The organism is Streptomyces sp. NPDC002076, assembly GCF_053593835.1.
The window spans coordinates 42613-61002 of the sequence record NZ_JBSFDI010000008.1 but is presented as its reverse complement, the minus strand read 5'-3'; the positions used below and the strand labels follow the sequence as shown (position 1 = coordinate 61002).

General features: G+C 72.0%; 15 protein-coding genes. 9 read left to right on the top strand and 6 right to left on the bottom strand.

Annotated features, from left to right (window positions below; genetic code table 11):
• Positions 1–50: 50 nt before the first annotated feature.
• Both ACWCQS_RS18610 and ACWCQS_RS18605 read left to right on the top strand, forming a co-directional pair.
• Positions 51–476 (top strand): protease inhibitor I42 family protein, encoded by a 426-nt coding sequence (locus tag ACWCQS_RS18610; protein WP_451005402.1) that lies wholly within the window; start codon positions 51–53, stop codon positions 474–476.
• A 27-nt stretch (positions 477–503) separates the two neighbouring features.
• A complete protein-coding gene (locus ACWCQS_RS18605) occupies positions 504–920 on the top strand; it encodes a hypothetical protein (RefSeq protein ID WP_451005401.1) in 417 nt (138 codons plus the stop codon).
• Positions 921–933: 13 nt separating this feature from the next.
• On the opposite strand, the gene ACWCQS_RS18600 is transcribed toward ACWCQS_RS18605, so the two are convergent.
• A complete protein-coding gene (locus tag ACWCQS_RS18600) occupies positions 934–2460 on the bottom strand; it encodes a CehA/McbA family metallohydrolase (RefSeq protein ID WP_451005400.1) in 1527 nt (508 codons plus the stop codon).
• A 153-nt stretch (positions 2461–2613) separates the two neighbouring features.
• Here ACWCQS_RS18600 and ACWCQS_RS18595 point away from each other — a divergent pair, with 153 nt between their 5' ends.
• The 3 genes from ACWCQS_RS18595 to ACWCQS_RS18585 are packed head-to-tail and all read left to right on the top strand — an operon-like array spanning position 2614 to position 6717.
• Positions 2614–3459 carry an LLM class F420-dependent oxidoreductase gene (locus ACWCQS_RS18595; RefSeq protein ID WP_451005399.1) on the top strand — a complete coding sequence of 282 codons (846 nt, stop codon included), beginning with the start codon at positions 2614–2616 and terminating at the stop codon, positions 3457–3459.
• Positions 3460–3508: 49 nt separating this feature from the next.
• Positions 3509–6094 carry a bifunctional FO biosynthesis protein CofGH gene (locus tag ACWCQS_RS18590; protein WP_451005398.1) on the top strand — a complete coding sequence of 862 codons (2586 nt, stop codon included), beginning with the start codon at positions 3509–3511 and terminating at the stop codon, positions 6092–6094.
• 59 nt (positions 6095–6153) lie between these two features.
• On the top strand, positions 6154–6717 hold the full coding sequence (locus ACWCQS_RS18585) for a hypothetical protein (protein WP_451005397.1): 564 nt from the start codon (positions 6154–6156) through the stop codon (positions 6715–6717).
• On the opposite strand, the gene ACWCQS_RS18580 is transcribed toward ACWCQS_RS18585, so the two are convergent.
• The gene (locus ACWCQS_RS18580) at positions 6710–7219 is read right to left on the bottom strand and encodes a DUF2165 domain-containing protein (RefSeq protein ID WP_451005396.1); all 510 of its coding nucleotides are present in this window, start codon (positions 7217–7219) and stop codon (positions 6710–6712) included. The two genes, ACWCQS_RS18585 and ACWCQS_RS18580, sit on opposite strands and share 8 nt — an antisense overlap.
• A gap of 85 nt (positions 7220–7304) precedes the next feature.
• On the opposite strand from ACWCQS_RS18580, the gene ACWCQS_RS18575 reads away from it, so the two are divergent.
• Positions 7305–9800: a tetratricopeptide repeat protein gene (locus tag ACWCQS_RS18575; RefSeq protein WP_451005395.1), complete on the top strand. Its 2496-nt coding sequence runs from the start codon at positions 7305–7307 to the stop codon at positions 9798–9800.
• A gap of 100 nt (positions 9801–9900) precedes the next feature.
• On the opposite strand, the gene ACWCQS_RS18570 is transcribed toward ACWCQS_RS18575, so the two are convergent.
• A complete protein-coding gene (locus ACWCQS_RS18570; RefSeq protein ID WP_451005394.1) occupies positions 9901–10926 on the bottom strand; it encodes an alpha/beta fold hydrolase in 1026 nt (341 codons plus the stop codon).
• A 59-nt stretch (positions 10927–10985) separates the two neighbouring features.
• On the opposite strand from ACWCQS_RS18570, the gene ACWCQS_RS18565 reads away from it, so the two are divergent.
• Both ACWCQS_RS18565 and ACWCQS_RS18560 read left to right on the top strand, forming a co-directional pair.
• Positions 10986–11774 (top strand): TetR/AcrR family transcriptional regulator, encoded by a 789-nt coding sequence (locus ACWCQS_RS18565; RefSeq protein WP_451005393.1) that lies wholly within the window; start codon positions 10986–10988, stop codon positions 11772–11774.
• A gap of 106 nt (positions 11775–11880) precedes the next feature.
• Positions 11881–12996: an ADP-ribosylglycohydrolase family protein gene (locus ACWCQS_RS18560; RefSeq protein WP_451005392.1), complete on the top strand. Its 1116-nt coding sequence runs from the start codon at positions 11881–11883 to the stop codon at positions 12994–12996.
• Positions 12997–13021: 25 nt separating this feature from the next.
• Here ACWCQS_RS18560 and ACWCQS_RS18555 read toward each other — a convergent pair whose 3' ends face one another.
• Positions 13022–14587 carry a sodium:solute symporter family protein gene (locus ACWCQS_RS18555; RefSeq protein WP_451005391.1) on the bottom strand — a complete coding sequence of 522 codons (1566 nt, stop codon included), beginning with the start codon at positions 14585–14587 and terminating at the stop codon, positions 13022–13024.
• 127 nt (positions 14588–14714) lie between these two features.
• Entirely contained in the window at positions 14715–15503 is a 789-nt protein-coding gene (locus tag ACWCQS_RS18550; RefSeq protein ID WP_451005390.1) for an SDR family oxidoreductase, read from the bottom strand.
• A gap of 74 nt (positions 15504–15577) precedes the next feature.
• Between ACWCQS_RS18550 and ACWCQS_RS18545 the strand changes: the two genes are divergently transcribed.
• Complete coding sequence (locus ACWCQS_RS18545) at positions 15578–16429, top strand: hypothetical protein (RefSeq protein WP_451005389.1); 852 nt, start codon at positions 15578–15580, stop codon at positions 16427–16429.
• Here the strand turns inward: ACWCQS_RS18545 and ACWCQS_RS18540 are convergent.
• The gene (locus tag ACWCQS_RS18540; RefSeq protein ID WP_451005388.1) at positions 16422–18302 is read right to left on the bottom strand and encodes an MFS transporter; all 1881 of its coding nucleotides are present in this window, start codon (positions 18300–18302) and stop codon (positions 16422–16424) included. The two genes, ACWCQS_RS18545 and ACWCQS_RS18540, sit on opposite strands and share 8 nt — an antisense overlap.
• Between the last annotated feature and the right edge of the window lie 88 nt (positions 18303–18390).

Here is an 18390-nt window from a genome sequence, read left to right as displayed (position 1 = left end):
GGAGCCTTTGGCGTCGGGGCAGGGCGGCGGGCGGTGCCTTCGCGGCGGTCGTGCTGCTCACGCTCGTCGCGGGCTGCGGGTCGGGCACCCACGAACCCGCCCCCGTCGCGCACCCCACCGGAGAACCCCGCATCACCGCGAAGGTCGGGGAGCGCTTCACGCTCACCGTCCATCAGAATGCCTCCACCCGCGAGCACTGGTACCTGTCCGACCCCAGGCCCGACGCCGACGTGGTCCGCGAGCGCGGGCAGCACAGCACCGCGGACTCCGGCGACAAGCACCTGGCCGGCGGCGGCAGCGGCCTCACCTTCACCTTCGAGGCCACCGGCAAGGGCAGCACCCGGATCGTGCTGACCCACTGCACGTTCGCCACCACCTGCGACGAGGACGGCGGCGGCAACCCGGCCCCGGCGTCGACCGCACCGTACCGGCAGTCCGCGCCCAAGCGCGTCACCTACACCGTCACCGTCCGCTGAGCCGGCCGACACCACCGACACCGGAACATGAACCCCGTATCGAACCCCGCCCCGCAGCCCCCGGACCGCACCGACGACGAGCTGGCCCGGCTCGACATCGCCGTCCTGCTCCGCTACGGCCTCACAGCACCGGCCGGCCCCCGCCGCACCGCCCTGTTCGGCGACGGCGTCGCGGGCGCGGCCGTGCTGCTCGACCGCCTCGGCACCCAGCCGCGCTCGGTGGCCTTCCTCGCCGACACCGTCCGGGCCGGCGGCCTCGCCTACGCCGCCGGGCTCGCCGAGCCGCTGCCGCGCCCGGAGGCGACGGCTGTCATCCGCGACTGGCTGGCCGCCGGCACCGGGCTGGCGGCCGGTGTCGCCGCCGACGACACGGCCGCCCGCTGGCTGCGCGCCGTCGCGACGGTCATCGAACTGCGGCAGCTGACGAGGGCCGCACGGAGCTGACCGGCCGCGTGGGTCACGCTCCGCCGACCGCCCCGAGGAAGATCGGGTTGGTGAAGGCGGCCAGGGCGCCCGGCACCGGCCCGGCCGCCGTCTCGTGCCGCAGCTCGGCGCGCACGTAGGCGGCGTAGGAAGGCGTCGTACGCCACTCGGCCGTGCCCGAGCCGGACACCGGCAGCGGATCGCTGGTGAACAGCACACCCTGGTCGGTGACGAAACGGATCGAGCAGCGCGGGGCGCCCGAGACCTCCAGCCGGACGGTGACGGGGGTGTCGGCGGCCACGGGCAGCCGCTCGCCGATGCCCGCCTGCTCTCCGCGTCCGCCCGTCACCGTGAACGCGAGGGTCACGTTCTTCGACTCGGCCACGTACGAGCGTCCCGCGCGGATGCCTTCCTGGATGGCCTCCCGGGTCAGGTCGTCGGCGAGGACGACCGTCTGGGGACTGCCGACCGTGTCCGGGTCACGGTGGGCGTCGCTGTTGCCCATGGCCGGGAGCCAGGGCCGCCCCTGCCGCACGGAGGCGACCAGCAGGTTGTCCCACTCGGCCAGCGTCACCTCGTCGTCCGGGGTGTAGGGGCCGTTCCACACCTCCACGGCGTCCGCCTCGCCGAAGCCGAACTTCCAGCCGCAGCCGACGCAGGTGGCGTGCGGGTGGGCGGGGACGACCAGGCCGCCGGCGCGGCGGATGTCCCGCGCGAAGCGGGCCCAGCGGTTGTCCCGGGCCCGGTAGCGCCAGTCCACGAACGTACCGGGCTCGGTGCCGAGCGCCACCACATGGCCGTTGCGGGTGGTGATCTCCTCGCCGAGCATGATCAGCAGGTCGTCGCCGGCCTGGTCCGCCCAATGGGGGTGCGCGGAGTGGGTGTTGTGCTCCGAGGAGTTGATGAAGTCCAGGCCGGCCGCCCGTGCGAGGGCCGCGATCTCGGCCGGGGTGCGGCGGCCGTCGGAGTACCAGGAGTGCAGATGGCAGTCGCCCCGGTACCAGGCCCGGCCCCGCCCCTTGGCCCGGGAGGGCGGATACACCGGCCGCGGGGTCTCGCCCGGCTCGCCGTAGGTCAGCGTGATCGTCAGGTCGTACGACAGTCCCTGCGGCGCCACCGTGTAGGGGCCCAGCGCCACGTACCAGGTGCCCTGCCGCACCGGGCCGGGGATGTAGCCCGGCGTCGCGTCGTCGGCGCGGACGAAGAACTCCGTGCGGGCGCCGCCCGACCAGCCCCGGAAGCCCCGGCCGCCCAGCTCGGTGCCGCGCTCGTCGAAGAGGCCGATGTCGAGGGCGTTGCCCTGGGTGCCGGCCGGGACCGAGGGCCTGTCGTAGGTGTAGGAGACCTTGATCTCCCGTACGCCGGCGGGTACTTCGACCGGTACGTACACGAAGTCGGGGGAGCCGGGCGGCAGGGTGCCGGGTACCGTCCGGGTCTCCTGCTGCTGACCGTCCGCCGCTGCGAAGCTCACGCTTCCCAACGTAAGGGCAGCGGCCGCGCTCGTCACGAACAGCGCCCGTCTGCCGATGCCATGAGCCTGACCGTGCGTGTCTTCAGCCATGGCGGCCACTCTCCCGTCCGCGCGTTAACGCCCGTGGACGAGAGGGCGAGTGGCATCCGACAGGTGTCATGCGGGCTGTTCCACGGCCGCCGGCGCGAACAGTGCCGACCAGTCGGTATGGACAGTGGAGGCCCGGCCCGGTACAGATGGGCCATGCGTATCTCCGTCACCATCTTCCTCACCGACGAGACCATCGCGCCGGTACGGCTCGCCCGCGAACTGGAACACCGCGGTTACGCCGGCCTCTACCTCCCCGAACACACCCACATCCCGGTCGAGCGGACGACTCCGTACCCGGCCGGCGGCGACCTGCCGCGCGAATACGGCCGCACCCTCGACCCCTTCGTCGCCCTCGGCCAGGCCGCGGCCGTCACCGAGCGCCTCGGCCTCGGCACCGGCGTCACCCTCCTCGCGCAGCACGACCCCATCGCGCTGGCCAAGCAGATCGCCACCCTGGACCACCTGTCCGGCGGCCGGTTCACCCTCGGTCTCGGCTACGGCTGGAACGTCGAGGAGGCCGCCGACCACGGGGTGGAGTGGCGCACGCGCCGGGAACTGGTCCGCGACCGGATGCGGCTGATGCAGGCGCTGTGGACCGAGGAACCGACGCCCTACGAGGGCGAGTTCGCCCGCGTCCGGGCCAGCCACGCCCACCCCAAGCCGGTGCGGAAGCCGCGCGGCCCGGTCGTCGGCCCGCGCACGCTCGTCGGCGGCACGGCCGGGCCGAAGTTGTTCGCGCACATCGCCGAGTACGCCGACGGCTGGCTGCCGATCGGCGGCCGGGGCCTCACCGAGTCCCTGCCGGTGCTGCGCACGCTGTGGGCCGACGCGGGCCGCGACCCGGCCGCCCTCCAGATCGTCCCGTACGCGGTCCAGCCCACCCCCGGCAAGCTGGCCCACTACGCGGACCTGGGCATCGAGGAGGTCGTACTGCAGTTGCCGCCGGCGGGGGAGGGAGAAGTGCTGGGGCTGCTGGACGAATACGGGAGTTACCTGTAGGCCGAGCGGGAGCCATCTTCCGTAATCAACCCGAACGTATGCTCAAGGGATGACGACTTCCGCGGCCCCCGGAACCGGACCGACCGAGAACTCCATGCGTCGCGCCCTCAAACGCGCCCGGGACGGCGTCGCCCTCGACGTCGCCGAGGCGGCGGTGCTGCTCCAGGCTCGCGGCGAGGCCCTGACCGACCTCGCCGCGTCCGCCGCCCGGGTGCGCGACGCGGGTCTCGAACAGGCGGGCCGTCCCGGTGTCATCACGTACTCGAAGAGTGTCTTCATCCCCCTCACCCGGCTGTGCCGGGACAAATGCCACTACTGCACCTTCGTCACCGTCCCCGGCAAGCTGCGCCGGTCCGGCCACGGAATGTTCATGTCCCCGGACGAGGTGCTGGACATCGCCCGCAAGGGCGCGGCCCTCGGCTGCAAGGAAGCCCTGATCACCCTCGGCGACAAGCCCGAGGACCGCTGGCCCGAGGCGCGCGAGTGGCTCGACGCGCACGGCTACGACGACACCATCGCCTACGTCCGTGCCATCTCCATCCGGATCCTGGAGGAGACGGGCCTGCTGCCCCACCTCAACCCGGGCGTGCTGAGCTGGACGGACTTCCAGCGGCTCAAGCCGGTCGCCCCCTCCATGGGCATGATGCTGGAGACGACCGCGACCCGGCTGTGGTCCGAGCCCGGCGGCCCGCACCACGGCTCCCCGGACAAGGAACCGGCCGTACGGCTGCGGGTGTTGGAGGACGCCGGGCGTTCCTCCGTCCCCTTCACCTCGGGCCTGCTGATCGGCATCGGGGAGACGTACGAGGAGCGGGCCGAGTCCCTCTTCGCCCTCCGCAAGGTCTCCCGGGCCTACCACGGCATCCAGGAACTGATCATCCAGAACTTCCGCGCCAAGCCGGACACGGCGATGCGCGGCATGCCGGACGCCGAACTCGACGACCTGATCGCCACGGTGGCCGTCGCCCGCCACATCATGGGCCCCTCCGGCTGCCTCCAGGCCCCGCCGAACCTCGTCGACTCCGAGTACGAGCGGCTGATCGGCGCCGGCATCGACGACTGGGGCGGGGTGTCGCCCCTGACCATCGACCACGTCAACCCCGAACGCCCCTGGCCGCAGATCGAGGAACTCACCGCACGCTCCCGGGCCGCGGGCTTCGAGCTGCGCGAACGCCTCTGTGTCTACCCCGAGTTCGTGCGCCGCGGCGAGCCCTGGCTGGACCCGCGGCTGCGCCCGCACGTGAGCGCGCTGGCCGACCCGGAGACGGGCCTGGCCCTCCCGGACGCGACCGTCGAGGGCCACCCGTGGCAGGAGCCGGAGGAGGCCTTCGTGCCGTCCGGCCGTACGGACCTGCACCGCACGATCGACACCGCGGGCCGCACGGCCGACCGGCGCGACGACTTCGACGAGGTGTACGGCGACTGGGAGGCGCTGCGCGAGGCGGCGGCCCCCGGCATGGCGCCGGAGCGCATCGACACCGACGTGCGCCAGGCGCTGGCGACGGCGGCCGACGACCCGACGAAGCTCACCGACGCCGAGGCCCTGGCCCTGCTGCACGCGGACGGCCCGGCGCTGGACGCCCTGTGCAAGGTGGCCGACGACGTGCGCAGGTCGGCCGTCGGGGACGACGTGACGTACATCGTCACCCGCAACATCAACTTCACCAATGTCTGCTACACCGGCTGCCGCTTCTGCGCCTTCGCCCAGCGCCGCACGGACGCCGACGCGTACACCCTGTCGCTGGAGCAGGTCGCCGACCGCGCCCAGCAGGCCTGGGACGTGGGCGCGGTCGAGGTGTGCATGCAGGGCGGCATCCATCCCGACCTGCCGGGAACGGCGTACTTCGACATCGCGAAGGCGGTCAAGGAGCGCGTCCCCGGTATGCACGTCCACGCCTTCTCGCCGATGGAGGTGGTGAACGGCGCGACCAGGACGGGCATGTCGATCCGCGAGTGGCTGACGGCGGCCAAGGAGTCCGGCCTGGACACCATCCCGGGCACGGCGGCCGAGATCCTGGACGACGAGGTCCGCTGGGTGCTGACCAAGGGCAAGCTGCCGACGGCCACCTGGATCGAGGTGGTGAGGACCGCCCACGAGCTGGGCATCCGCTCCTCCTCCACCATGATGTACGGCCATGTCGACCAGCCCCGCCACTGGCTGGGCCACCTGCGCACGCTGGCCGCGATCCAGCGGGAGACGGGCGGTTTCACGGAGTTCGTCACCCTCCCCTTCATCCACACGAACGCGCCGGTGTACCTCGCGGGCATCGCGCGCCCCGGCCCTTCCACGCGGGACAACCGCGCGGTGACGGCGATGGCCCGGCTCCTCCTCCACCCCTGGATCCCGAACATCCAGACAAGCTGGGTGAAACTGGGCACGGAGGGCGCGGCGGAGATGCTCCGCTCGGGAGCCAATGACCTGGGCGGCACCCTCATGGAGGAGACGATCTCCCGCATGGCGGGCTCGTCGTACGGTTCGTACAAGTCGGTCCGCGACCTGGTCGCCGTGGCCGAGGCGGCCGGCCGGCCGGCGAAGCCGCGCACCACGCTCTACGGCGAGGTGCCGGAGGAACGGCAGCGGGCCGCGGAGGCCTCCGACGGCCACCTGCCCGAGCTGCTGCCCGTCCTGGACTGAGTACGATGATCCGACCCCCGACCTGAGGCGGGGCCCCGTAGCGGAGGAGATGCGTACCCGTGGCTGCCCGACTGCCCTCCTGGGCCTGGGTCACCGGCCTGACGGCAGGCGCGACCGCGGCCGTCGTCGCCCTCGCCGTACAGGCGGACCACGGGCCGCGCCCCACGGCCGCCGTGGCCGGGCCGCGCCCGTCGGCATCGGCGAGCGCCCACGGCTCCGCCGCGCCGCACTCCCCGGCCCCGCCCGCGCTGCCGGACGCGTCGGGCGAGGGCCGCCGGATCGTGTACTCGCTCGGCGAGAAGCGGGTGTGGCTGGTCGACGCGACGGGCAAGGCGACCCGGACGTTCACGGTGTGGCCGGGCACGGTGAGCCCGCAGCCCGGCCGTTACTCGATCATCAAACGCACCCAGTCCATCAGGGGCTCGGACGGCGTGGAGATCGAGCACGTCATGTACGTCACGATCGTGTCCGGCGTGAACATAGCCTTCTCCAACGCCCTGGACGGCTCCTCGCCACCCCCGGCGGACGGCAAGAAGCTGGGCGGCATCCGGATGCACAAGGAGGACGGCGCCGCCCTGTGGTCCTTCGGCGATCAAGGCACCAGGGTGACCGTCGTCAAATAGCGTCCACGCGGCGGGCCGGCAGCTGGTTGACGATCAGGGCGACCCCGGCGAGCAGGAAGACACGGGTCGCGGCCTCCAGCCCGTTCCAGGTCTTGGACTGCCACATCGAGAACCACTCGCCGCCGATCGCGATGAACCCGGCACCGAAGAGCAGCAGCAGCATCAGCAGTCCGTACGTGGACCAGCGCCGCGCGAGGTCGTCGTCCTTGCGCCGCGCCCAGAGGTACGTGCCCCGGATCAGCACCAGGGCCGCCACCGTCTCCCACGCGATGATGAGGACGTACGCGGTGTCCTGAAGGCCGGTGCCGGTGATCGCCCGCCACATCAGGTTCTTGTCGTGGAAGGTCGTGTCCATCGCCAGCACATGCCGGACGAACTGCTGGTTCGTCCCGAAGTCGGTGATGTTCCCGAGGGCGACCAGGGCTATGTAGAGGGCGAGTATGCCGGTGAGCACGCCGGCGGCGAGGCCGAGGCCGGTGTGACGTGGGGGGTTGGTGGTCATGGCTGGATTCTCCCCTGCCCAAGGCCCGCTTATCGCGTGGTCATTGCGCCAGAATGGGAGGGCGGGCTGCGGGAGGGGCGGACGGATGGCGCAGGCACGGCCGTCGATGCAGGAGCTGATCGGGCGGCGCAGACGGGCGGGGTTCGTCGGCCGCAGTGATGAACGGGCGGCTTTCCGCGCCAACTTGGACGTGCCCCCCGAGGACGAACGCCACCGCTTCCTCTTCCACGTCCACGGCAACGCGGGCGTCGGAAAGACCTTCCTGGTACGGGAGTTGGAGCAGATCGCGCGCGAGCGCGGGGCGCTGACGGCATACGTGGACGAGAGCGTCGGAAGCGTGCCGGAGGCGATGGCGGCGATCTGCGACCAGCTCGGCCGGCAGGGTCACCGGTGCAAGGAGCTGGAGCGGCTGCTGGCCGCCTACCGGGAGCGGCGGCACGAGGCGGAGGCCGCCGCGCTCGCCCTCGACCCGGAGGCGCCGCCGCGCCCGTCGGCGGGTGCGCTGGCGGTGGCGCGGGCCGGGCTCGTCGGGCTCGGCATGGTGCCGGGCGTCGGACCGTTCGCCGGCGCGCTGGACGCGGCCCAACTCGCCCAGAACGCCGACCGGTTGCGGGCCGGACTCAGTGCGCGGCTGCGCAACCAGGAGGACGTGCGCCTGGTGCTGTCTCCGGAGCGGGTCCTGACCCCGGCGCTGCTGGGCGAGCTGGCCGCCTTCGCCTCCGCCGCACCGTGGATCGTCCTGCTCTTCGACACCTACGAGCGCACGGGCGCGTTCCTGGACGGCTGGTTGCACGAGATCATGACGACGGACCGGTACGGCACCCTGCCGGCCAACGTCGTCCTGGTGACCGCGGGACAGCTCCCGCTCGCCCCCGCCCGCTGGGCCGGATTCGCGGCCTTCGTGGCGGACGTGCCGCTCGGCCCGTTCACGGAGACGGAGGCGCGCGGACTCCTCGCGGACAAGGGCGTCCGGGACGAGCCGGTCGTCGCCGAGGTGCTGCGGCTGACCGGGGGCCTGCCGGTGCTCGTCTCCACCCTGGCCGAGACCCGCCCCGCCGACCCTCAGGACGTGGGCGACCCCAGCGGAACGGCCGTGGAGCGGTTCCTGAAGTGGGAGCAGGACCCCGTGCACCGGGCCACCGCGCTGGCCTGCGCGCTGCCCCGGACGCTGGACGCGGATGTGTTCAGGGCCGTGGTCGAGTGCCCGGAGGAGGAGTTCGACGGGCTGTACGCGTGGCTGCAGAGCATGCCGTTCGTCAGCGGGCGCGGGGACCGGATGCGGTACCACGATCTCGTGCGCGCGCCGATGCTGCGGCTGCAGCGCCGGCAGTCGCCGCGGAGCTGGGCCGAGCGGCACCGGCGGCTCGCGCGGACGTTCGCGGTCTGGCGCACGGAGACCGAAGCCGCCCTGGAACCGGGGGAGTTCTGGAAGGAGGAGGACTGGCGGGAGCTGCGCCTGGCCGAGTCCTACCACTCGCTCTGCGCGGATCCCCGCGCCGCACTGCCCGCCGTACTGGCGGACGTCGTCACCGCCTGTGACCACGGGGACGACGTCCTGTGGCGCTGGGTGCGGCTGCTCGTCGAGGCGGGCGAGGACACGGGTGCCACGGGCGCGCGGAACCTGGCGGGCTGGTCAGGCGCGCTGGCGGAGGCGTTCGCGGCGGACGCGGAGACCGGGGTGGCGGGTGTGCTGCTGGACCGGGCGCGGGGCGAGGAGCCCTGGCGGGCGACGGCGTACGCGGTCCGGGGCGACGCCCTGGCGCGCGGCGGCGACCAGCAGGCCGCGCTGGACGCGTACGACCGGGCCCTCGCCCTCGACCCCTCGCTGGTGCGGGCCCTGCGGGGCAAGGTCCTGGCGCGCAGCTCGCTCGGCGACTACCGGGGGGCCCTGGAGGACCTGCGCCGGGTGCTGGAGCTGGAGCCGGACAACCCGTACAACATGTTCCTGCGCGGGGAGCACCTGCGGATCCTGGGCCGGTACGAGGAGGCGGTGGCCGACCTCGACCAGGGGATCCGGCTCGACCCCGGCCAGGCCTTCGCCTGGGCCTCCCGGGGCGCCGCCCGCCTGGCCCTCGGCGAGCTGGACGAGGCGCACGCCGATCTGAACCGGGCGCTCGATCTCAACGCCGACTACGCGTGGGCGCTCGCCCGGCGGGCCCGTCTCTGGCGCGCCCGCCGGGACCGCACCCGGCAGCTCGCCGACCTGGACCGGGCCCTCGCCCTTCAGCCGGACTGGGCCTGGGGCCGCTGCGAACGCGGTGACGCGCTCCGGGTGGCCGGCCGGGACGAGGAGGCGCTCGCCGACTACGACCGCGCGCTCGCCCTGGACCCCGACTACGCCTCGGCGTACGCGAGCCGGGGTGCCTCTTACGCCAACCTCGGCCGCCTCCAGGAGGCCCTCGCCGACCTCGACCGCGCCCTGGCGCTCAACCCGGTCTACGTCTGGGCGCTGCACCGCCGGGCGGAGGTGCACCGCCGACTCGGCGCGGAGGCCCAGGCCGAGGCGGACGAGTCCCACGCCACCCGCCTCTCCGCGCCGGAGCCCCCACCCCCGCGCCACCACCCGTCCTCGGTCAACTGACGCGGGGCTGCCCTGCCTGGGGGCGCCCAGGTGGGCATCAAGGTCAAAGTCGGCCGGCAACGTCACGTGGTACGGCTGACCCGGCCCTGACGCCCCGTCCTCAGCGCACCGCCGCGTCCCCCGTCACCACCGGCCGCACCTTCGTCAGCAGCAGGTCAAGGAAGTGGTCGGGGTGGCGGAAGGACGCGAAGTGGCTTGCCTCGGCGATCAGGGCGAAGTCCTTCACCGGGGCCGTGACCGACTCGTGGAAGCGGCGGGCCGGCTCGGGTGGGGTGAGGACGTCGCTCTCGCCCTGGAAGACGAAGAAGGGGAGGCGGAAGACGGTGCCCTCGGCGTACTCGTCGATCGTCATCGCCTGGGGGCCGAGCGTCTCGGAGAAGGTCTGGGCCTTCAGGTAGGTGCGCAGGTCGCGGAGGGTGTGCAGGGGGGAGAACCAGAGGGAGCGGATGACGACCGTCTTCATGGTGTCGTAGGTGAGGGGGTCGGTCGTCACCACCGTCTTCGCGTACTCCGCCCATTCGTGGGCCGACCAGGCCGACCGGTCGGGGCCGATGGCGGTCATGCTCGCCAGTTGCTTCTTCCGGCCCGCCTTCTCCAGGCGGGTCAGCAGCGCCTCGTAGGCGGAGCTGTCCCGGTCCCCGCCGACGATGTTCTGGTCGGTGCCGACGTACGCCGAGTACCGCTCGGGGTGGTCGCGGACCAGGCGCAGGCCGATGACCGTGCCGAAGCTGTTGGCGAGGAGGATCACCTTGTCCACGTTCAGGCGGGTGCGGATGTGGTCGGTGACCTCGAGGGCGTCCTCGTAGAGGCGGTCGAGGGTGAGCTCGCCCTGGCCTTCCGGGCCGCCCGCGGCGAAGGTCTTGCCGGCGCCCCGCATGTCCCAGCGGACGATCGTGAAGTGCCGCTCCCAGGCGCGGGTGCGCGGGGTGAAGATCAGGTTGGAGGAGCCGGGGCCGCCGTGGATCTCCAGGATCACGGGGTTGGTCCGGTCCTCGCCGCGGACGGAGATCCACTGGTCGATGCCGCCGATACGGACGTACGAGGACTCGTCGATGCCGTTCGGGGTGGTGATCGCGAGCTTCCTGGCGAGGGCGCGGCGCTTGAGGGCCCGGTAGGTGAGCAGCATGGTGTTCCCCCTAAACTGTTTATGCCGTCAGCTGTTCGATGTGTTTACGATATATACAGTTGTCTGTCGGAGTCAACGGGCTTCGCGGCGCGGCGATCGGGAGGGACACCATGGGCGGGCGGAAGAGCCGGCAGGAGCAGGACCGCGATCCGCGGACGGTCCTCGCGCTGCTGTGGGGAGAACAGGGGCAGCCCACGCGCGGCCCCAAGCCGACGCTGTCCCCGCAGCGCATCGCCGCGGTGGCCGTCGAACTGGCCGATGCCCAGGGGCTGGAAGCGGTCTCGATGAGCAAGGTCGCCGCCGAGTTCGGCGTCTCGGCGATGGCGCTCTACCGCTATGTGCCCGGCAAGGCGGAGCTGGTCGAGCTGATGATCGAGTCGATGCTCGCCGAGGTCCCCGACCTCTCCGCCGCCGAGGGCGACTGGCGGGCCGGGACAAGGCTGTGGGCCCGCCGGTGCCTGGACCTCTACCGGGCCCATCCCTGGGCGCTCGCCGCCACCGCGATGCGCCGCCAGGTGATGGGCCCGCACCAGCTCGGCTGGCTGGACGCGGCGCACGCGGTCCTGGAGCCGACCGGCCTGTCGGCGGCCCAGCGGCACCAGGTCTTCGTCCTGGTCGTCGGTCTGGTGCGCAGCCTCGCCCAGCAGACGGCCGACTTCGACGCGTACAAGGACCGCGAATGGGACCGCCTCACCGGCGAGGTGCTCGAACGCCATGCGGACCGGTTCCCGGCCCTGACCCGGGCCATCGCCGACGGCGCCTTCGAACCGACCGGCACCGACCCGCTCGACTTCGGGCTCGACCGGATCCTCGACGGGGTCGAAGCGCTCATGGCCGGGCGGGAATGACGCGGGAATGACCCCTGGGTGGTGATTTGCCCCTGTGAACGGACCGTTCCGCGTCGATTACAGTGCTGAGCGTCGTACGGACGGACGGTGCCGTGAGGAGGTCTGAGTGAGTGCGACATCCGGCGCCGTCTGGGGCCGATCCGAGCAGCAGGACTTCCGCAGCAGGGTGCGCGGCACCCTGCTCGGGGTCGCTGTGGGCGACGCGCTCGGCGGGCCCGCCGACCCGCTGTCCCTGGAGGAGATCCGGGCCGCGTACGGCCCCGAGGGCCTGCTCGACCTGGCCTTCGGACACGGGCGGCGCGGCACGGTCACCCATCACACCCAGCTCACCCTGTTCAGCGTCGACGGGCTGATAAGGGCCCAGGTCCGCCGGGACACCGGCGCCTGGCATCCGCCGACCGATCTGCACCGGGCGTATCTGCGCTGGGCCGCCACCCAGCGGGACTGGGGGCCCGACGAGCGCCGCAAGGACGACGGCTGGCTGGCCCGTGAGGAGTGGCTGTACGCCCGCCGGGATCCGAGCCGGGCGCTGCTCGTCGGGTTCGGCGACGACGTCATGGGCACGCTGGAGGCACCGAAGAACCCCGGCGAGCTGGGACCGGAGGCGGTGGCCCGGTCCGCGCCCTTCGGGCTGCTGGTCGGCTGGGAGCCGCAGCTCGTCGCGCAGCTCGCGGTGGAGTGCGCCGCGCAGAGCCACGGGCACCCCCTCGCCTACCTGTCGGCGGGCGCGTACGCCGTGATCGTGCATGCGCTGGCCCGGGGCGAGAGCCTGGACGGTGCCGTGCAGCGGGCCCTCGCCCTGCTCGCCGCCCGGCCCGGCCACCAGCCCGTCTCGGACGCCCTGCAGCATGCCCTCGGGGCGGTGCGGCAGGGGATCCCGAGTCCGACGCGGGTGGAGGAACTGGCGGGCGACGGTACGGCGGACGGGCTGCTCGCGGCGGCGGTGTACTGCGCGCTGGTGGGGGAGGACATGCGGCACGGGCTGTGCCTGGCGGTGAACCAGAGCGGCCCGTCGGCGGCGGCCGGCGCCCTCACCGGCGGCCTCCTCGGCGCCCTCCACGGCGAAACGGCCCTCCCTCCCGCCTGGGTGGCGGAGCTGGAGGGCCGGCCGACGGTACTGGAACTCGCCGACGACTTCGCGATGGAGATGACCCAGGGCCCGGCCCTGCACGGTCCCGCCGGCTCGTCGCCGGGGTGGCTGGTCCGGTATCCGCGGGCCTGAGGGCCCGAATCCCCGACACCAACCCCTACGGCGCCCCCACCACGTCGTCCCCCGCCCCCGCAGGCACCGGCGTGACCGGCGCAGCGTCCCCGTCCCCGTCGGTGTTGACCTTCTCGATGATGGCCATGCGCTCGGGCGTCTCCTCTGGCTTCAGGTAGCCGATGGCGATGTACAGCACCAGGGACACCGCCAGCGGGACCGAGACCTGGTACTGGAGCGGGACTCCGCCGGAGACGTTCCAGTTGATGGGGTAGTTCACCAGCCAGAACGCCAGCAGACCCGCCGCCCAGCTGGTGAGTGCCGCCGTCGGGCCGGAGCGGCGGAACGGGCGGAGCAGGCCCAGCATCATCGGGATCGCGATGGGGCCCATGAGGCCGGCCACCCACTTGATGACCACCGTGATGATGTCCTTGAACGTGGGCGAGTTGACCTGCGTCGCCACCGCCATGGACAGGGCCAGGAAGACGACCGTCGTGACGCGGGCGGCGATCAGCCCCGACCGCTGTCCCCACGCCCGCGCGCGAGCGGACAGCACCGGCGCCACGTCACGGGTGAACACCGCCGCGATCGCGTTCGCGTCGGAGGAGCACATGGCCATGGTGTGGGAGAAGAAACCGACGACGACCAGGCCCAGCAGGCCGTGCGGCAGCAGCTGTTCGGTCATCAGGCCGTAGGAGTCGGAGCCGTCCGGCTTCTGCGCGTGGACCAGCAGCGGGGACATCCACATCGGGAAGAACAGCACCACCGGCCAGACCAGCCACAGCGCGGACGACAGCCGGGCCGACCGCTCGGCCGCGTAGGCGCTGCCCGTCGCCATGTACCGCTGGGCCTGGTTGAGCATGCCGCCGTTGTACTCGAAGAGCTTGATGAACAGGAAGGCGAGGAGGAACACCGTGCCGTACGGCCCGACCAGGGGTTTGCCGTGGCCGTGCAGCGCCGGCTGGTTCCAGGCGTCGAAGAAGCCGATGTGCTTGTCGTTCAGCTTCAGTACGACGGCGACGAACATCGAGACACCGGCGAGCAACTGGATGACGAACTGGCCGAGTTCGGTCAGGGCGTCCGCCCACAGGCCGCCGATCGTGCAGTACACGGCCGTGATCGCACCGGTGATGAGGATGCCCTGGTTCAGGGTCACCCCGGTGAACACCGACAACAGGGTGGCGATCGCGGCCCACTTGGCGCCCACGTCCACGATCTTCAGCAGCATGCCGGACCAGGCGAGCGCCTGCTGGGTGGACAGGTTGTAACGGTTCTTCAGGTACTCCAGCGGGGAGGCCACATGGAGCCGGGAGCGCAGTCGGTTGATGCGGGGCGCGAACAGCTTCGACCCGATGGCGATGCCGAGCGCGATGGGGAAGGACCAGGTGACGAAGGAGGTGACGCCGTAGGTGTAGGCGATGCCCGCGTACCCGGTGAACATGACCGCGCTGTAGCCCGACATGTGGTGCGAGATGCCGGACAGCCACCAGGGCATCTTGCCGCCGGCCGTGAAGAAGTCGGAGACGTTGTCCACGCGCTTGTGCGACCAGACGCCGATCGCGACCATCACACCGAAGTAGCCGATGAGTACGGCCCAGTCGAGACTGTTCATGTGCTCGATCGTGAGTGCGGTCACGTGAACGCGACAAGCAAGAGTAAGGTCAAGTCAACGTAAAGATGTTCGACTTGATGATTCATGTTCATCTACATGAACACTCCAGCCTGCGGCGCGAGTTCCCTCAACGCATCAGCTCTCCCGCGTTGACCAGCAGCGACTGCCCGGTGATGGCCCGCGCCCGGTCCGAGGACAGGAACACGGCGGCATCCGCCACGTCCCCGTCCGTCGCGAGCTCCGGCAGCGCCATCCGCTCCGTCAGCCGCCCCAGCACCTCCGCCTCCGGCACCCCTTCCGTCTGTGCGGTGAACCGGACGTAGGCCTGCACCGGCGGCCCCCACATCCAGCCCGGCAGGACGGTGTTGACCCGGATCCGATACGGCCCGAGCTCCCGCGCCAGGGAGTACATCGCACTGGTCAGCGCACCCTTGGACGCGGCGTAGGCCGCCTGCTTCACCTGTGAGGGCGCGGCGACCGCCGACTGCGTCCCGATGAAGACCACGCAGCCGCCTCCGCCCGCCTTCAGTGCCGGCAGACAGGCCCGCGTCATCCGGAGCGTGCCCAGCAGGTTCACGTCGACGACCGACTGCCAGGTCGCGAAGTCCGCGTCCTCCAGCCCGCCGAAATAGGAGTCCCAGGCCGCGACATGGACCACCGCGTCGATGCCGCCGAACCGCTCCCGCGCCAGCTCCGCCAGCGCCGCGCACTGCCCCTCGTCGGTGATGTCGGTCGCCCGGTACGCCGTGTGGCCGCCACCCGGATCGATCTCCGCCGCGCTCTTGGCGAGGTTCGCCTCGGTGCGCGCCCCGAGCACCGCGTTCCCGCCGTCCCGTACGACGGCCGCGGCGACCTGGTGACCGAGCCCGGCGCCCACTCCCGATACGACCACTGTCTTGCCTGCGAGCAGGGACATCGGTGCCTCCCGCGGTATGGCGCTTTACCTGACGGAGCGTCAGAGTAGGGCCCGGCGCAGGAAAGGGGAACCGCATGGGCGAGGACACCCGCAGCGAGACGTACGCCGAACTGGCCGCCGTAGGACCGTACGGCGTCCGGCCCGGCCACGCCCTGATCACCATGGTCGAGCCGCACCCGGGCCACGAGTACGCCTACAACCGCTGGTACGAGGACGACCACTACTACGCCGGCGCGATGGCCATGCCCTGGATGTACGCGGGACGCCGCTGGGTCGCGACCCGGGATCTGCAGCTCCTGCGGTACCCCGAGAAGTCGGCCGTCGCCCAGCCCGTCACGGCCGGCTGCTACCTCTCCACCTACTGGATCACCGACGGCCGCTACGACGACCACATGAAGTGGACCGTGGCCATCAACAGGCGTCTCAATCGCGACGCCCGCGTCCACCACGCCCGCACCCACGTCTTCACGGCCTTCCAGGACCACGAGACGACCGTCTACCGCGACGGCGCGGCGGGCCCGCGCGACTTCCACGCCCTCGACCACCCGTACGCCGGGCTGGTCCTGGAGGTGATCGACGCCGAGTCGCCGCAGCAGCGGGCCGAACTGGTGGAGTGGCTGCGCGCCCGGCACCTGCCCCGCCGCCTCACCGGCTCCCCGGCGGCCATGGTCACGGTCTTCCGGCCCACCCCCCTGCCGGGCGACCGCATGACCTACGTCAAGCAGGTCGAGGGCGTGGACACCCGGGTGACCCTGCTGTGGTTCCTGGAGGCCGACCCACGGGAGTGCTGGGAGCAGCACTTCACCGGCCTGGACACGGAGGTCACCGCAGGCCCGGGGCTCGGGCGGGTGGAGCTGGTGGCGCCGTTCATCCCGACGATTCCCGGCACGGACGCCTACGTCGCCGAGTTGCGCGGCTCTACTTGAGTTCGTCCGGGCAGGGGGTGCCGCGCGGCAGCTGGTACGGGGCGGCCAGCCGATACGTGCCGGCCCGCGGCGCGATCAGCATCGTCCACTTGTCCCCGTTCGCGTCCTGAGGCGTCTCCGTCAGACACCCGCTGACGTTCCGGTACCGCTTCGGCGGGCCTGAGGAGACCAGCTGCGGCGGCTTCAGGCTCTTCCCGTGCTCGTCGACGATGCTCAGCCAGGGCGAGTAGGGGATCCTGATCAGGATCCGCCCGGCCTTGCGCACCTGAAGCGTCATCTCACCCTGCTCGGCCCGGTCCACCACCGCGTCGGGCTCGGCCAGCGGCGTCGGATCGGTCACCCGGAACAGCTGCCAGTTGGCGTCGCCCCACACCTGCGTCAGATACGGCATCCCGCGCCGCAGCAGCTCCCGCTCCCGCTCGCCGCCGTCGCCGTCCGGGTTGTCCTTCGGCAGGACGACGAAGTGGACGGCCCAGCGCTGGAGCCACTCGTGGTAGTTCGCGGAGTTGAGGGTGTCGTCGTAGAAGAGCGGGTTGCGCTCCATGTCGGCCTGCCGGTTCCAGCCGCGGGCCAGGTTGACGTACGGCGCGAGCGCGGAGGCCTCCCGGTGCGAGCGGGCCGGGACCACCTCGACGCGGCCCTTCTCGGCGCCGGCCTTCTGCAGCTGGTGCACGAGCGGGGCGAGCTCGCGGGCCCAGGACGCGGCCGGGGTCGTGTGGATGATGTCGTCCACCGACTTGAAGCCGATCCAGCCGGCGAAGCCGAGGAGCGCCAGCACGGTCGTGTACCACTTGCGCGACTTCGGCACCGTGAACGGCAGCGCGGCCACCAGGGCCGCACCCGCGAACAGCATCGGCAGCCGGGAGATGTTCGACCCGATCTGCGAGCTGATCAGCCACACCAGCACCACGCCGACGCTGTAGACGGCCGCCGTCAGCCGGACCGTCACCCACTCCCTGGGCGCGAGGAACAGGCACAGCAGGCCGTACAGCAGGGGCAGGATCACCGAGCCGATCGTCATCGGCTGGGTGCCCGAGAACGGGAAGAGGAAGTACGAGGCGGCGACCACCACCGTCGGGGCGAGCCCCAGCGCCCAGGCACCCGGCCGCCGCTTCTGCAGGTACAGCGCCACCGCGACCAGCCCGACGAACAGTCCCGAGACCGGCGAGGCCATGGTGGAGAGCCCGGCCAGCGGGGCGGCCACCGCCGCCTTCGCCCAGCGTTTGTGCCGCCACCGGTACGGCCAGCAGAAGACGGCCGCGACGGCGCCGAGCGCGAACATCGTGCCGAGCCCGAAGGTCACCCGGCCGGAGATCGCGTTGCACAGCAACGCGAAGACCCCGGCGAGCGAGGCCCACAGCGGGTTCCTCACCGCGCGGCTGCGGATCAGGACCAGCGTCAGCAGGCCCGCCGACACGGTCCCGGCGATCATCATCGTCGTACGGACACCGAGCACGGCCATCAGATACGGCGACACCACGCTGTACGACACCGGGTGCATGCCGCCGTACCAGGCCAGGTTGTACGCCGAGTCCGGGTGCCGGCCGACGAACTCCGCCCAGGCGTCCTGCGCCGCGAGATCGCCACCACTGTTCGCGAACGTGAAGAACCAGACGATGTGCAGGACCCCCGCGAGGGCCGTCACGGACAGCACGGGGTGCCTCAGCAGCCGCTGCCGCAGGGGTTCGGCGGCGGCGAGAAGGCGCGAGAGTCTGCCGACGGGGGCGTCGAGGTGCTCACTGTCGGTACGGCCGTCCGGGTGGCCGGTGTGATCCCCGCGACCGTCCGGGTCAGGCTCGGACAGGGGTATTCGCGGGCCGGATCCCGGCCCCGGATCGGCGTCGTCGGCGCGTGTCGGCTCGGCTGTGGCCACCTGAAGGCACTCCCCGTGTCCCGTCTTCTGTTCTCGGCCGTGTTCCACGGTGTTCCCGGCTGCTTCCCGTCCAGTTCGCGGCCATGTC

Bases quoted from the DNA above. Each gene is read 5' to 3' on its own strand.
- ACWCQS_RS18605 (WP_451005401.1), top strand. From the start codon at position 504: ATGAACCCCGTATCGAACCCCGCCCCGCAGCCCCCGGACCGCACCGAC.
- ACWCQS_RS18600 (WP_451005400.1), bottom strand. From the start codon at position 2,460: ATGGCTGAAGACACGCACGGTCAGGCTCATGGCATCGGCAGACGGGCG.
- ACWCQS_RS18595 (WP_451005399.1), top strand. From the start codon at position 2,614: ATGCGTATCTCCGTCACCATCTTCCTCACCGACGAGACCATCGCGCCG.
- ACWCQS_RS18590 (WP_451005398.1), top strand. From the start codon at position 3,509: ATGACGACTTCCGCGGCCCCCGGAACCGGACCGACCGAGAACTCCATG.
- ACWCQS_RS18580 (WP_451005396.1), bottom strand. From the start codon at position 7,219: ATGACCACCAACCCCCCACGTCACACCGGCCTCGGCCTCGCCGCCGGC.
- ACWCQS_RS18575 (WP_451005395.1), top strand. From the start codon at position 7,305: ATGGCGCAGGCACGGCCGTCGATGCAGGAGCTGATCGGGCGGCGCAGA.
- ACWCQS_RS18570 (WP_451005394.1), bottom strand. From the start codon at position 10,926: ATGCTGCTCACCTACCGGGCCCTCAAGCGCCGCGCCCTCGCCAGGAAG.
- ACWCQS_RS18555 (WP_451005391.1), bottom strand. From the start codon at position 14,587: ATGAACAGTCTCGACTGGGCCGTACTCATCGGCTACTTCGGTGTGATG.
- ACWCQS_RS18550 (WP_451005390.1), bottom strand. From the start codon at position 15,503: ATGTCCCTGCTCGCAGGCAAGACAGTGGTCGTATCGGGAGTGGGCGCC.
- ACWCQS_RS18545 (WP_451005389.1), top strand. From the start codon at position 15,578: ATGGGCGAGGACACCCGCAGCGAGACGTACGCCGAACTGGCCGCCGTA.